Raw genomic sequence first — 12,656 nt, forward strand, 5'->3', positions numbered from 1 at the left:
TGCTCGTAATTGACCTCACGGCGGCCGATTACTATAAACGCCGAAACGCCGACATCAAACGCTCACGTTGGGCTGGCTACCCGTCAAGGGCCTATTACTGCCCAAGGTAGACGTGGCACTGGCAGAGAAACAACAGCGCCATAAATCGACGGTGAGCATAAATCGCTGATGCGCCGGTAACTCAGGTGGCCATTTTCGTCGATCACTGGGGTCCACTGTGGCCAGCCAATGTCCGTCCGAAAGGTCAGATTGATGAGACCGGGCGGCTTCCAGGTCTGATGCCTGAAAGCTCAACCTACACATAGCCGTGACAAATCGATGTTTTTGACGAAATTTTCACGTCATTAAACTTGGCATGTTAGAGAAAATTACCTACACATTTCGATAATTTCGTCGCATCTTGGCAATTTTGGCGTTGCAATACGCTATCTCGGAGATAAATGTACTAACTTGTTAATTAGCTTGCTAAGGGCTTATGCTTTGCGCATTCCATCGCGAGATCCTTGGCATGAACGACTCACCGCGCGCATCTGGCGCCTCGAAAATCATTCTGGTTGGCTTGGGCGTGGTCATCGCCCTGCTTGGCCTATTGCTGGCTGCTGGCGGCATCAAGCTGGCCAGTCTGGGCGGCTCTTGGTACTTCCTGATCGGCGGTTTGGCCATGGCGATCGCCGGCATCCTTATCGCCCGCAGCAAGGTCGCTGGGGCCTGGCTATATGCCGCGTTCCTGCTCGGCACCGCACTATGGGCCGTGATTGATACCGGACTGGTGTTCTGGCCATTGTTCTCGCGCCTGTTCATGTTTGCCGTGATCGGTACCGTCGTCGCGCTGGTGTACCCGCTGCTCAAGCGCGCCAACGGTACCGGTACTGGACGCGGTGCCTACGCTGTCGCTGGTGTGATGGCGGTAGCGGTTGTGGTCGCGGCCGGCAACATGTTCGTGGCCCACCCAAGCGTGGCCCCGACCGGAATAGGCCCGGGGCTGACCGCAGTCGCACCTGCGCATGCGCAAAAAGACTGGGCTCACTACGGCAATACCGAAGGGGGCAGCCGCTTTGCCGCCCTTGATCAGATCAACCGCGGTAACGTCGACAAGCTGCAGGTCGCCTGGACCTACCACACCGGCGATGTCGCTATCAGTGATGGCAACGGTGCCGAAGACCAGCTGACCCCGCTCCAGGTCGGCAACAAAGTATTCATCTGCACGCCGCACAACAATCTGATTGCACTCGATGCCGACACCGGCAATGAGCTGTGGAAAAACACCATCAACGCCCAATCGAAAGTCTGGCAGCGCTGCCGCGGCCTGGCCTACTTCGACGCCACTGCGCCACTGGCCCAGCCCACCCAGCCGAACAGCTCACCCGTCGTTGCAGCTGCGCTAGCGCCTGGCGCCAACTGCCAGCGCCGCCTGCTGACCAATACCATCGACGGTCGCCTGATTGCAGTCGACGCTGACACTGGCGAGTTCTGCCAGGGCTTTGGCACCAATGGTCAGGTCAACCTGAAGGCTGGCCTGGGCGATGTACCGGACTCCTTCTACCAGCTGTCCTCGGCACCGCTGATGGCCGGCACCACCGTGGTTGTTGGCGGCCGTGTTGCAGACAACGTACAGACCGACATGCCAGGTGGCGTGATCCGTGGCTTTGACGTCATCACTGGGCAAATGCGCTGGGCCTTCGACCCAGGCAACCCTGAGGACCGCAATGCCCCCGCCGACGGCAGCACCTACGTGCGCAGTACGCCGAACAGCTGGGCGCCGATGTCCTACGACCCTGCGATGAACACCGTGTTTCTGCCGATGGGCTCATCGTCCACCGACATCTACGGTGTTGAACGCAGCAAGCTCGACCACACTTACGGCGCCTCGGTATTGGCCTTGGACGCCACTACCGGTGACGAGAAGTGGGTTTACCAGACCGTCCACAACGACCTGTGGGACTTCGACCTGCCGATGCAGCCGAGCCTGATCGACTTCACCAAGGACGACGGCCGGACCGTCCCTGCGGTGGTAATCGGTACCAAGGCCGGGCAGATCTACGTGCTCGACCGTGCTACCGGCAAACCGCTGAGCCAGGTCGACGAGGTGCCGGTCAAGCCAAGCAACATCCCCAACGAGCCGTACTCACCCACTCAGCCCAAGTCGGTCGGTATGCCGCAGATCGGCGCTCAAACCCTGACCGAATCGGACATGTGGGGCGCTACGCCATACGACCAACTATTGTGCCGCATCGACTTCAAGAAGATGCGCTATGACGGCCTTTACACCGCACCTGGCACCGACGTATCGCTGAGCTTCCCGGGCTCGCTGGGCGGCATGAACTGGGGCAGCATCTCCACTGACCCGGTGCATGGTTTCATCTTCGTCAACGACATGCGCCTGGGGCTGTGGAGTCAGATGATTCCGTCGCAGAATCAGGCTGAAGCTGCCAGTGGTGGCGAAGCACTGAACACCGGGATGGGGGCGGTACCGCTCAAAGGTACGCCGTACGCAGTGAACAAGAACCGCTTCCTGTCGATTGCCGGAATCCCGTGTCAGGCGCCACCGTTCGGCACCCTGACCGCAATTGACATGAAGACCCGCCAGGTCGCCTGGCAAGTGCCGGTCGGCACCGTTGAAGACACGGGTCCGCTTGGCATCCGCATGCACCTGCCGATCAAGATCGGCCTGCCAACGCTGGGCGGCACCCTGTCGACCCAAGGCGGCTTGGTGTTCATTGCCGGTACCCAGGACTTTTACCTGCGCGCCTTCAACAGTGGCAACGGTGAAGAAGTCTGGAAGGCTCGCTTGCCCGTCGGCAGCCAGGGTGGCCCGATGACTTACGTGTCGCCCAAGACCGGCAAGCAGTACGTGGTCGTCACCGCAGGCGGTGCCCGCCAGTCGACTGACCGTGGCGATTATGTAATCGCCTACGCCTTGCCATAACTGGCGCCTCTCCCGTACAGCACGAGGCCGCTTCTGCACACACGTTGCAGTGGCGGCCTCATGCATTTAGCGGCGCCGTTCATCATCACCTTGCGATTTCCAGGAAAGCTGCGCAATGTCCTTCGTGTTCCGTTTGTCCCCTGCTCCCATCACCGCCGGCCTGCTTCTGGTCCTGGCCAGCAACGGTGCCATGGCCGAAGCCGATCTGCTGCGCCGCAGCACCTTCACTGGCGACTGGGGCGGCCTGCGCCATCAATTAGAAGACAACGGCGTCAAGTTCAGCGCTGACTACAGCGGCGAAACCGCCTACAACGCCGATGGCGGTCTGCACCGCTCGGCGCGCTATTCGCAGAACATCAAGCTTGGCGTGCAGTTCGACTTGTCCCGCTTGTACGGACTGGACAACGCCGGCAAGGTCCAACTGAGCATCAACGACCGCCGCGGGCACAGCGCTTCGGAAGAACTGGTAGGCAACCGCCTGCCGATCCAGGAAAACTTCGGTGGCCTGTACACCCGCCTCACCGAGCTCAGCTATGAGCGCAACTTTACCCCGGCGCTGAATATCAAGCTCGGCTACATGGCCATGGGCAACGACCTTGGCGGCCTCGACAGCGGGATCCTGTGCAACTTCATGAATGCCGGCTTTTGCGGGCATCCGCTGAACATGTCCGGCGGCAGTGGCTGGACCAATTACCCCAACGCGCGGCTCGGTGCACGGGTCAAATACGACCTGTCGCCAGCCTGGCAAGTGCGCGTGGCGGCGTTCAATGTCGACCCCGAGAGCAATGGCAACTCCAGCCGTGCCTGGAAGTTTGGCCCCAAGCACACCACAGGCACGGTGGTGCCGGTGGAGCTGGTGTACAGGCTGCTGGGCGAGCTACCGGGTGAGTACAAAGTGGGTTATTACTACGACAGCTCAAACGTCAAGCGCACTGGCCGCAATGACGAAGTGGCCGGCCGTGGTGGGCACTACCTGCTGATCGATCAGGCGGTATGGAATGACCCGGGCGTGGCAGGCCGCAGTTTGCATGCCTTTGGTCAGTACTCGGCATCGAGCAAGGCTGCATCGCCGTTTACAAAATGGTATGGCACGGGTGTTGTGCTGTATCAGCCGTTTGCAGGGCGCCCGCGGGATACCTTGTCGCTGGGCTACGGCCGCGCCGTACCGAACCCCCGTAGTCGAGCTGTGCTGGAGGATGCAGCTGCGCGCAATGATCAGGAGTTCCCGACCATCGACAGTGCCGAGCAGTTGATCGAGCTGAGCTATGGATATCAGGTCACACCCTGGCTCAATCTGCGACCGGATCTGCAGTACATCATCGAGCCTGGGGCATTTACCGGCGCTGATATTGATAATGCGCTGGTAGTCGGATTGCAGGTCAAGGCCAGTTTCTGAAGCGCTCTGGATGGCACGGCTTGGTAGTCCTTTCCGCTTCCTGGGTGTCCTCTCGTCATGCTTGCAGCCCCTGGGGTCGGGGCAACGAGACGCCCCGTGGTCGGGCATGGCGATAGCTAGAGGGCGCGAACACGGCTGTAGCAACAAAGCTACGCGTGGAACTGTATGACAGGCCCCAACACAGCGCATTCAAGTTTCGCGCTGCCAGGCAGCCGAACTTCGTGGTTCGGTAATCGCACATATTCAACGCGCAATCACGTACATCGATTGACGAATTAACCAGATAGTACAAACATCGGAGCTCCCAATAACAACACAGTGATCTGCCAATGACGCCCCGCATCCTCGTGCTCAACGGCCCCAATCTCAATCTGCTTGGCACCCGCGAGCCGGACCAGTACGGTCGCGAAACGTTTAGCGACCTCGCTGACAGCTGCGGCGCCAGCGCTCGCGATCTGGGCCTGGACATCGAATTCCGCCAGACCAACCACGAAGGCGAATTGATCGAATGGATCCACGCTGCCCGCAGCCGTTGCGCCGGTATTGTGATCAACCCAGGCGCGTGGACCCATACGTCGGTGGCCATTCGTGATGCACTGGTGGCCAGCGAGCTACCGGTGATCGAAGTGCACTTGTCCAATGTGCACAAGCGCGAGCCGTTCCGGCATAACTCATTCGTTTCATCGATTGCAGTCGGGGTGATATGCGGTCTGGGCAGCGCAGGTTATCGCATGGCGCTGGCACACCTTGGGCACATGTTTGTCGAGCAAGCAGCATGAGCGAGCAAAGCATTCTGGTTGGCCTGATTGGCCGCGGCATCCAGGCATCGCGCACCCCTGCTCTACATGAGTGTGAGGGCGACGCGCAATCGTTGCGTTACGTGTACCGGCTGATCGATGCCGATGAGTTAGGACTCAAAGACAGCGCCCTGCCCGATTTGCTCGATGCTGCTCAGCGCACCGGTTTTACCGGACTCAACATCACCTTCCCGTTCAAGCAAGCGGTCGTGCCGTTGCTCGATGAACTGTCCGATGAGGCGCGTAGCATCGGCGCGGTCAACACGGTGGTCTTCAAGGACGGCAAGCGGATCGGCCACAACACCGATTGCCTGGGCTTCGCCGAGGGGTTCAGACACGGCCTGGCTGACGTCCAAAAACGGCGTGTGGTGCAGATGGGCGCCGGTGGCGCCGGGTCTGCCGTCGCCCATGCGCTGCTGACCGAAGGTGTCGAACAGTTGGCGCTGTTCGACATAGATTTCGCCCGCGGGCAAGCTCTGGTCGACAACCTCAACGAGCGCTTCGGTGCAGGCCGAACCAGCCTTGGCATTGACCTGGCCGCCACCCTGGCTGACGCCGATGGCCTAGTCAATACAACGCCGGTGGGGATGGCCAAGCTGCCGGGCACACCCGTGCCCGCCGGATTGCTGCATGCACGGCTATGGGTCGCCGAGATCATCTACTTCCCGCTTGATACGCCACTCCTGCGCCACGCTCGAGCACTCGGTTGCCGGACCCTGGACGGTGGCAAGATGGCGGTGTTCCAGGCGGTCAAGGCATTCGAGCTGATCAGCGGCAATGCTGCTGATGCTGGCAGGATGCAGGCGCATTTCGCCAGCATGGACTGAAGTGAGCTCGCCTGTTGGTGTAGATACCTGACACTGACGGGCCCAGGGCGCCTGATCAGGCAGTCGTTCATGAGCGCCGCACCGTGCTGATGCCCTTGCCGGACCGCTTCGATGCATTCGCCGTGGATCAGCCCAGCAAGGGCATCACGCTTTGGCTGCTCAATGACGATCAGGCGTTTTGCGGTCATTGGGCAGGTACAGCACGTGCCGTCTCTTTCATGCCTGGATATAGCGCAGCACCACGTCGCCGATCATCTGTTTGTGGCGCTGCTTGATCTGCTCGTCGGTCATATCGATCTGGAAGATCTCACCGAAGGTGTGTCGGTTGGAGACCCGATAGAAGCAGAACGAGCTCATCAGCATATGCAGGTCGATGACTTCGATACCCGTGCGAAAAACGCCCTCGGCAACGCCGCGTTCCAGCGAGCGGCCGAGCGTCTTCAACACCACGCTGCTCATCTCGCGGATCACCGGTGATTGCTTGACGTATTCGCCATAGTGGATATTTTCGGTCGAGACGATACGCACGAAGTCGACGTTGTGATCATGGTGATCGAAGGTGAACTCCACCAGTCGGCGGATGGCCTGCTCCGGCGGCAATGACTCCAGATCCAGGCTGTGCTCGGTCTTGCGAATGTCGCCATAAAGCTTGACCAGGCACTCGACGTAGAGCTGCTCCTTGCTGCCAAAATAGTAATAGATCATGCGCTTGGAAGCAGCGGTACGCTCGGCGATGGCGTCGACGCGGGCACCGGCCAGGCCCTGCTGGACGAACTCGCCAATTGCGGCCTGAAGGATATCCTCGCGGGTCTTCTCCGGGTTGTTCTTGCGCGATTTACGGCCCCCGTCGGAGGCAGGCTCGCCAAGGCTGACTACGGAATCATTCATACCCACTCACAGCCTGATTATTGGAATGGGTGGGATTATCCGTCACTGGTGCGATGCAGGGAAGCGCGCGGAGGGTGGCACCGGTCAGGTTTTGTCACAGGGGCACCGGCCCAGGGCCGGCATCTGCCTTACAACACCGGTTTGCGCGGGGCCCCGCTGCGGGCTTTGGCCATGGCCGCCAGGCGGACCGCAACATTGGCAGCGCCATAACCGGCATACCCACCCTTGCGCTGAATGATTTCGAAGAAGAAACGCTTCTCGAAGGGCTCGGTATACACATGGAACAGCTCGCCACCCTGCGCATCACGGTCGTACAGCACATTGTAGTAAGCCAGTTCGCTAAGGAATTCGTCGTCGAAATCAAACCTGGCCGCGAGGTCATCGTAATAATTCAACGGGATCTCCAGCAGCGGCACGCCAGCGTTTTTCGCCCGCGCCACCTCGCCAAAGATGTCGGCACAATCAAAGGCGATGTGGTGCACTCCCGAACCACGGTAGCTTGACAGCGCGTGAGCAATTGCGGTGTTGCGATTCTCGGAAATGTTCAGTGGCAGGCGCAGTGTGGAGCATTGGCTGCGCAAGGCACGGCTCTTGACCAGGCCATAGGGATCGGGCAAGACCACTTCGTCGTCGGCCTCGAAGTCGAACAGGCTCTTGTAGAACAGCACCCAGCTGTCCAGCGATTCGGCCGGAATGGCCAGGGCCATGTGATCAATGCGTTGCAGGCCGCCGCCAGCGTCGGGGGCGGCATCCAGGCGGAAATCGCTGTCGTAGATGGTATGCCCGGCACCTGCCTGCTCGACCAAGTAGATCAGGCTGCCATCCGGCGAACGCACGGCCGGGATCTCGCGTTCGTTGGGCCCGACCAGGCCACGGAACGGCTGACCACCGTAGGCGGTAGCGCGCTGCAATGCGGCCTGAGCGTCCTTGACCCGTAGTGCGATGGCGCACAACGAGGGACCATGGGCTTCGAAGAAGTTGTGTGCAAATGAATAGGGCTCAGCGTTGAGCACGATGTTGATATCGCCTTGACGCAGCAGTCGAACACCCTTGCTGCGGTGAGCGCCGGCTTCGACAAAACCCAGACGCTCGAGCCAACCACCCAGACGTGCACCGACTGACTCATCGACGGCAAACTCAAGGAATTCTACACCGTCGTAGGCACTGGCCGGGGCTGGGTCAAACAGTACCCCAGGCTCGATCCGCTGGGCTTCGTGCTGCAATTGCAGGCGCGTCTTTTCTTCCAGATACAGGAGTGAACGCAGCCCATCGGCGGCAATCTGCCGGGTAGGTGCGGCACGAAAGCCATCGTTGAAGATTTCCAGCGACAACGGCCCGCAGTAGCCGGTTTGCAGAATCGGTGCGAGAAAGCCCGCCAGGTCCATCTCGCCCTGCCCTGGGAAGCAGCGGAAATGACGGCTCCACTCCAGTACATCCATGGCCAGGATGGGTGCATCCGCCATTTGCACGAAGAAAATCTTGTCGCCTGGAATCTGACGGATAGCGCTCGGGTCGCCCCGCAGTGACAAGGTATGGAAGCTGTCGAGGATCACGCCCAGCCCCGGATGATCGGCCTGGCGGACCAGGTCCCAGCCCTGCTGGTAGGTATTGACGTGCCGGCCCCAGGCCAACGCTTCATAGCCAATACGTAGGCCGCGGACACCGGCACGTTCGGCCAGCAACCGCAGATCGTCGACCAGAAGCTGCCCATCGCCCAGTGCGTCCGCCTGACTGTTGCTGCACACCAGCATCAGATCAGTGCCTAGTTCCTGCATCAGGTCGAATTTGCGTTCGGCGCGCTCGAGGTTTTTCTGTAGACGCTCGCGGCGACAGCCTTCGAAATCGCGAAATGGCTGAAACAGGGTGATGGCGATGCCTAGATCGGCGCACATCTGACGGATCTCGCGCGGGCTACCGGCGTAGTAGAGCAGGTCATTTTCAAAAATCTCGACGCCGTCAAAGCCGGCTGCGGCGATGGCTTCGAGTTTCTCCGGCAGAGTGCCGCTCAAGGATACGGTGGCAATCGAACGCTGCATGCTGGGGTTCCCTTTATCTGAAAGGCATCAGCCAACGAACCCTTGCAGGCGCTTGGCGCACTCGATTATTCGCGGGTAAAGTCACGCCATCAATGGGTTTTGTACGAAATGGTTAGTTTTCGTTCGATTACCGAACGAAAGCGGGTTTGTCGAATTGATTCGCCGCTCACGCCTGGTTGAACATGGATCCAGTTACAGATCATTCGAGCATTTCACTGCCCTGCGAACGCTCAGCAGATCCTGACCTACAAGCCCAACGTCACGACCTAACAAGTTCAATAACAAGAACAACGGAGACAACAATGGCTCACTCCAGCTCCCAAGCTAAGAAAGCGACCGCCAGTGGGTGGATAGGCTCGGCCCTCGAGTACTATGACTTTTTTATCTACGCCCAAGCCGCAGCTTTGATCTTCCCGCAGTTGTTCTTCCCGTCGATGGACCCCACGATGGCCATCATCGCGTCGCTGGCAACTTATGGCGTCGGTTACCTGGCCCGTCCCGTGGGTGCGGTTGTCCTCGGTCACTGGGGCGATACCCGCGGTCGCAAAAACGTTTTGCTGCTGTGCATGTTTCTGATGGGTATTTCGACCATGGCCGTAGGCCTGCTGCCCACTTACCACGACATTGGCATCATTGCCCCAATTGTTCTTGCGCTGCTGCGCCTGGTTCAGGGCTTTGCAGTCGCTGGTGAAATCTCCGGTGCTAGCGCCATGATCATGGAACATGCGCCCTTCGGACGGCGAGGTTACTACGCCAGCTTCACCTTGCAGGGGGTTCAGGCCGGTCAGATAATGGCTGCTGCGGTGTTCCTGCCACTGGCCTACTTCATGCCAAGCGAAGCGTTCAGCGATTGGGGCTGGCGCATTCCTTTCCTGCTCAGCGCATTCGTGCTGGTAGCCGGTTTCATCATCCGCAAGGAGGTCCATGAGACCCCGGCCTTCGTCGAGGGCGAACAGGTAGACAAGATCGCCCGCTCGCCCGTCAAAGAAGCCTTCAAGTACAGCTGGAAGCACATGGTGCTGGTCGTGTTCATGGCGCTGATGAACGTCATTCCGGTGGTTGCGACGGTGTTCGGCGCAGCCTATGCAGTTCAGCCGGCCTACGGCATTGGTTTTGACCAAAGCGTCTACCTGTGGATCCCAGTAGTGGGCAACATCGTCGCAGTGCTCATGATCCCGTTCGTTGGTAGCCTGTCTGACAAGATCGGCCGGCGTCCGATCATGATCATTGGCTGTCTGGGCTCGGGGCTGCTGGCTTTCGGTTATCTGTATGCGATCAGTATCCAGAGCGTGCCGCTGGCCTTTGCCGCTTCGATCCTCATGTGGGGTATGGTCTACCAAGGCTACAATGCAGTTTTCCCAAGCTTCTTCCCGGAGCTGTTCAACACGCGCTACCGCGTCTCGGCCATGGCCATCGCACAGAACGTCAGCACCATGTGCACCGCCATGCTGCCAGCCATCTTTGCTGCCATTGCACCACCGGGCTCGGACAACATCTGGCTTATTGTGGGGGGGTCGGCGTTTTTCATCACCTGCATCTGTGCCTTAGCCGCCTATGTCGCGCCTGAGACATACCGCTTGGCGATGGAAGATCTCGGCAGCCCAGACGCCAAGCCGATCGATGAAAATGCATACGGCGCCCTCTGCCAAGACAGGCTCAACACCGCTGCCACTCAGTGAAAACGGTTTGGGGTGCATCTTGTGCATAGCGCTGACTGCTGCCGATGAGTCCAGCGCTGTGGTCTAGACCTCGATCAGGATTCACAACTTAAAGCACACTTTCGGTCAGGGCCTTAAGGCTGCAGGGGTAACGAAGGAGGATCGCGAGTCGTGTTTGGACACAAGAATGGCAGCGTGACCAGGCAAGATCTGGGTTGATCACATTCGGAACAAGGGAAACGAAGCCACCCACGAAATTGCACTTGTGAGCAAGCAAGACGCTAACGAGCTGGTAAAATTCACCGAGATGCTGGTGAAGTTCGTGTATGAATTTCCTAACTCAGTGTCGCTCCCTGAAGCCTAACTGTACTGCAGCATTAACGGAATATGCGCTCCTAAAGCCGCACAAATCTGCGGCTCCCAAGGCATGACTGTCTAATGCCCTTGCCCCATTTTCAGCGGGTTTAGCCTATTGAAAGCGCAATGCTTCAAGGGAGTATTAGACAGCGTGGCCACCCTCCTCCGACGCTCTGCCGAATCCAATCCCTAACCCTGCTACACGGTCGTGATCCCGGACGCTGAACAGGACCACACCTCACACCTCGAACGTATCGCCCTCCATGACCCTCGAGTCCGCATTTATCAGGGATGGGGAAAGAGGATGCGCTTGATCAATCACTAACGCTTTGGAGCACCCTGCTCAACCAGGGCACGCCAGGCTTGATAGCTAGGGCGTTTCTGCATACCGTCATGCCATGCTCGCAACGCGACGCATTCTTCGGGTACCTGCAGCTTCACCAGCGATGCGAAGATCATACCGCCCAGCACGGCGATGTCCGCCATTGAAAACGTGTTGCCGGCAACGAATGGCTGACCTTCGAGCAGATCGTTGAAATAACGCATACCTCTGATCGCTTTCTCGCCCATCTTGGCACCCCACTCAGCGTTCTGATACAGCTCAACCTCCGGGCCCAAGCCAGGAGTGGCGTGGTGAAAGTAAACGCTTACGGCATCAAGAAATTCGATTTCAGCGCGCTTGGTCATCATGTGGATCAGCCCCTTCTCCAGAGGCGTTTCGCCTGTGAGCGTCGGATTACCGTCCAAGCTATCCAGGTATTGCGTAATCGCGGTGCATTCCGCAATCAGAGTTCCGTCTTGCAGCTCCAGCACAGGGAGCGTGCCAGAGTAGTTGATTGCAAGAAAATCAGGTTGCTTGTGTTCGCCTGTCCACAGGTTCACCGAGACGAACTCGATATCCTGAAGGAGGCCTTTTTCAGCCAGGGCGATACGTATCCGGGCTGGGTACGGCCCATCGAACCAGTCATAGATTTTCATAGAAGGAGTACTCGGGGTGTCAACGTGCTGCTGTGGAGTGGTCATGGCTTTCTTAACTACCTATCAGTTGGTAGGTGAAGATTGAGCTAGCTTTATAGGCGTGTCAACCCCTACCTGTCAATTGGCAGGTAGCTTCTTGATGGGTATGATGTGCAGCACACAGAATCTGATCCGAAAGGCACCAACGTGAATGAAAACGCCCGTGAAGCCATCTTGGCTGCGGCAAGATCCGCAGCGCAGCTGCATGGATACAGCGGCATCAATTTTCGCAGTATTGCTGAAGAGGTGGGCATCAAGAACGCAAGTATCTACTATCATTTCGCGAGCAAGGCTGATCTAGGCGCTGCCGTCGCAGAACGCTATTGGCAGGACACACTAACGATGCTTGCAGAAATACGGGCTTCGAATACTGATCCGCTTCAGTGTTTGCTGCTGTACCCCTCTATCTTTCGTAAATCCTTGAAGGACCATAATCGGCTCTGCCTATCCAGCTTCATGGCCGCAGAATACGAAGATTTACCCGAGCAAGTATCCAAAGAGATCAAAAAGTATGCGGACGTTAACGTGAGATGGCTTGCAGCCGTATTGGCAGATGCTGGCTGGGGCGCTGGCGCAGCCTGTGAGCGTCGTGCACGCGCCATCTACACGGCCGTCGCTGGTGCGCAGCTGATTGCGCGGACTTCCGAGGATCTCAATCTATTCGATGATCTGGTGTCAACTTATCAAGAAGCAGGACTCATCCCAACCTGATTGCTCAACAGCACAGTTTGTTACTGTAGCGGCCGTGGGCCAG

General features: G+C 58.6%; 9 protein-coding genes. 6 read left to right on the forward strand and 3 right to left on the reverse strand.

What is annotated here, in order from left to right; translation table 11 throughout:
• Positions 1-508 precede the first annotated feature (508 nt).
• From MOP87_RS11770 to MOP87_RS11785, 4 genes are all read left to right on the forward strand, one after another.
• Positions 509-2,926, forward strand: coding sequence for a glucose/quinate/shikimate family membrane-bound PQQ-dependent dehydrogenase (locus MOP87_RS11770; protein WP_242809537.1), 2,418 nt, complete (start codon positions 509-511; stop codon positions 2,924-2,926).
• Between the two features lie 115 nt (positions 2,927-3,041).
• On the forward strand, positions 3,042-4,322 hold the full coding sequence (locus MOP87_RS11775) for a carbohydrate porin (protein WP_242809539.1): 1,281 nt from the start codon (positions 3,042-3,044) through the stop codon (positions 4,320-4,322).
• Positions 4,323-4,651: 329 nt separating this feature from the next.
• Positions 4,652-5,101 (forward strand): type II 3-dehydroquinate dehydratase, encoded by a 450-nt coding sequence (aroQ, locus tag MOP87_RS11780; protein WP_242809541.1) that lies wholly within the window; start codon positions 4,652-4,654, stop codon positions 5,099-5,101.
• Positions 5,098-5,946 carry a shikimate dehydrogenase gene (locus MOP87_RS11785; protein WP_242809543.1) on the forward strand — a complete coding sequence of 283 codons (849 nt, stop codon included), beginning with the start codon at positions 5,098-5,100 and terminating at the stop codon, positions 5,944-5,946. Before aroQ ends, MOP87_RS11785 begins: the two co-directional genes overlap by 4 nt.
• Before the next feature lie 216 nt (positions 5,947-6,162).
• On the opposite strand, the gene MOP87_RS11790 is transcribed toward MOP87_RS11785, so the two are convergent.
• Both MOP87_RS11790 and quiC read right to left on the reverse strand, forming a co-directional pair.
• Positions 6,163-6,834 (reverse strand): TetR/AcrR family transcriptional regulator, encoded by a 672-nt coding sequence (locus MOP87_RS11790; RefSeq protein ID WP_128610412.1) that lies wholly within the window; start codon positions 6,832-6,834, stop codon positions 6,163-6,165.
• Between the two features lie 128 nt (positions 6,835-6,962).
• Positions 6,963-8,870 carry a 3-dehydroshikimate dehydratase QuiC gene (gene quiC, locus MOP87_RS11795; RefSeq protein ID WP_198740651.1) on the reverse strand — a complete coding sequence of 636 codons (1,908 nt, stop codon included), beginning with the start codon at positions 8,868-8,870 and terminating at the stop codon, positions 6,963-6,965.
• Between the two features lie 302 nt (positions 8,871-9,172).
• Between quiC and MOP87_RS11800 the strand changes: the two genes are divergently transcribed.
• Positions 9,173-10,549 carry an MFS transporter gene (locus MOP87_RS11800; RefSeq protein ID WP_242809545.1) on the forward strand — a complete coding sequence of 459 codons (1,377 nt, stop codon included), beginning with the start codon at positions 9,173-9,175 and terminating at the stop codon, positions 10,547-10,549.
• A 657-nt stretch (positions 10,550-11,206) separates the two neighbouring features.
• Here the strand turns inward: MOP87_RS11800 and MOP87_RS11810 are convergent.
• Complete coding sequence (locus MOP87_RS11810; RefSeq protein ID WP_242809546.1) at positions 11,207-11,863, reverse strand: glutathione S-transferase; 657 nt, start codon at positions 11,861-11,863, stop codon at positions 11,207-11,209.
• Between the two features lie 186 nt (positions 11,864-12,049).
• On the opposite strand from MOP87_RS11810, the gene MOP87_RS11815 reads away from it, so the two are divergent.
• On the forward strand, positions 12,050-12,613 hold the full coding sequence (locus tag MOP87_RS11815; protein ID WP_110606664.1) for a TetR/AcrR family transcriptional regulator: 564 nt from the start codon (positions 12,050-12,052) through the stop codon (positions 12,611-12,613).
• The last annotated feature ends 43 nt before the right edge of the window (positions 12,614-12,656 follow it).

The organism is Pseudomonas sp. I3-I5 (assembly GCF_022699445.1).
Taxonomy (GTDB): Bacteria; Pseudomonadota; Gammaproteobacteria; order Pseudomonadales; family Pseudomonadaceae; genus Aquipseudomonas; species Aquipseudomonas fulva.

What these genes read in the sequence shown, in the direction of transcription:
- MOP87_RS11770 (WP_242809537.1), top strand. Translation starts at nt 509, where the DNA reads ATGAACGACTCACCGCGCGCATCTGGCGCCTCGAAAATCATTCTGGTT.
- MOP87_RS11775 (WP_242809539.1), top strand. Translation starts at nt 3,042, where the DNA reads ATGTCCTTCGTGTTCCGTTTGTCCCCTGCTCCCATCACCGCCGGCCTG.
- aroQ (WP_242809541.1), top strand. Translation starts at nt 4,652, where the DNA reads ATGACGCCCCGCATCCTCGTGCTCAACGGCCCCAATCTCAATCTGCTT.
- MOP87_RS11785 (WP_242809543.1), top strand. Translation starts at nt 5,098, where the DNA reads ATGAGCGAGCAAAGCATTCTGGTTGGCCTGATTGGCCGCGGCATCCAG.
- MOP87_RS11790 (WP_128610412.1), bottom strand. Translation starts at nt 6,834, where the DNA reads ATGAATGATTCCGTAGTCAGCCTTGGCGAGCCTGCCTCCGACGGGGGC.
- quiC (WP_198740651.1), bottom strand. Translation starts at nt 8,870, where the DNA reads ATGCAGCGTTCGATTGCCACCGTATCCTTGAGCGGCACTCTGCCGGAG.
- MOP87_RS11800 (WP_242809545.1), top strand. Translation starts at nt 9,173, where the DNA reads ATGGCTCACTCCAGCTCCCAAGCTAAGAAAGCGACCGCCAGTGGGTGG.
- MOP87_RS11810 (WP_242809546.1), bottom strand. Translation starts at nt 11,863, where the DNA reads ATGAAAATCTATGACTGGTTCGATGGGCCGTACCCAGCCCGGATACGT.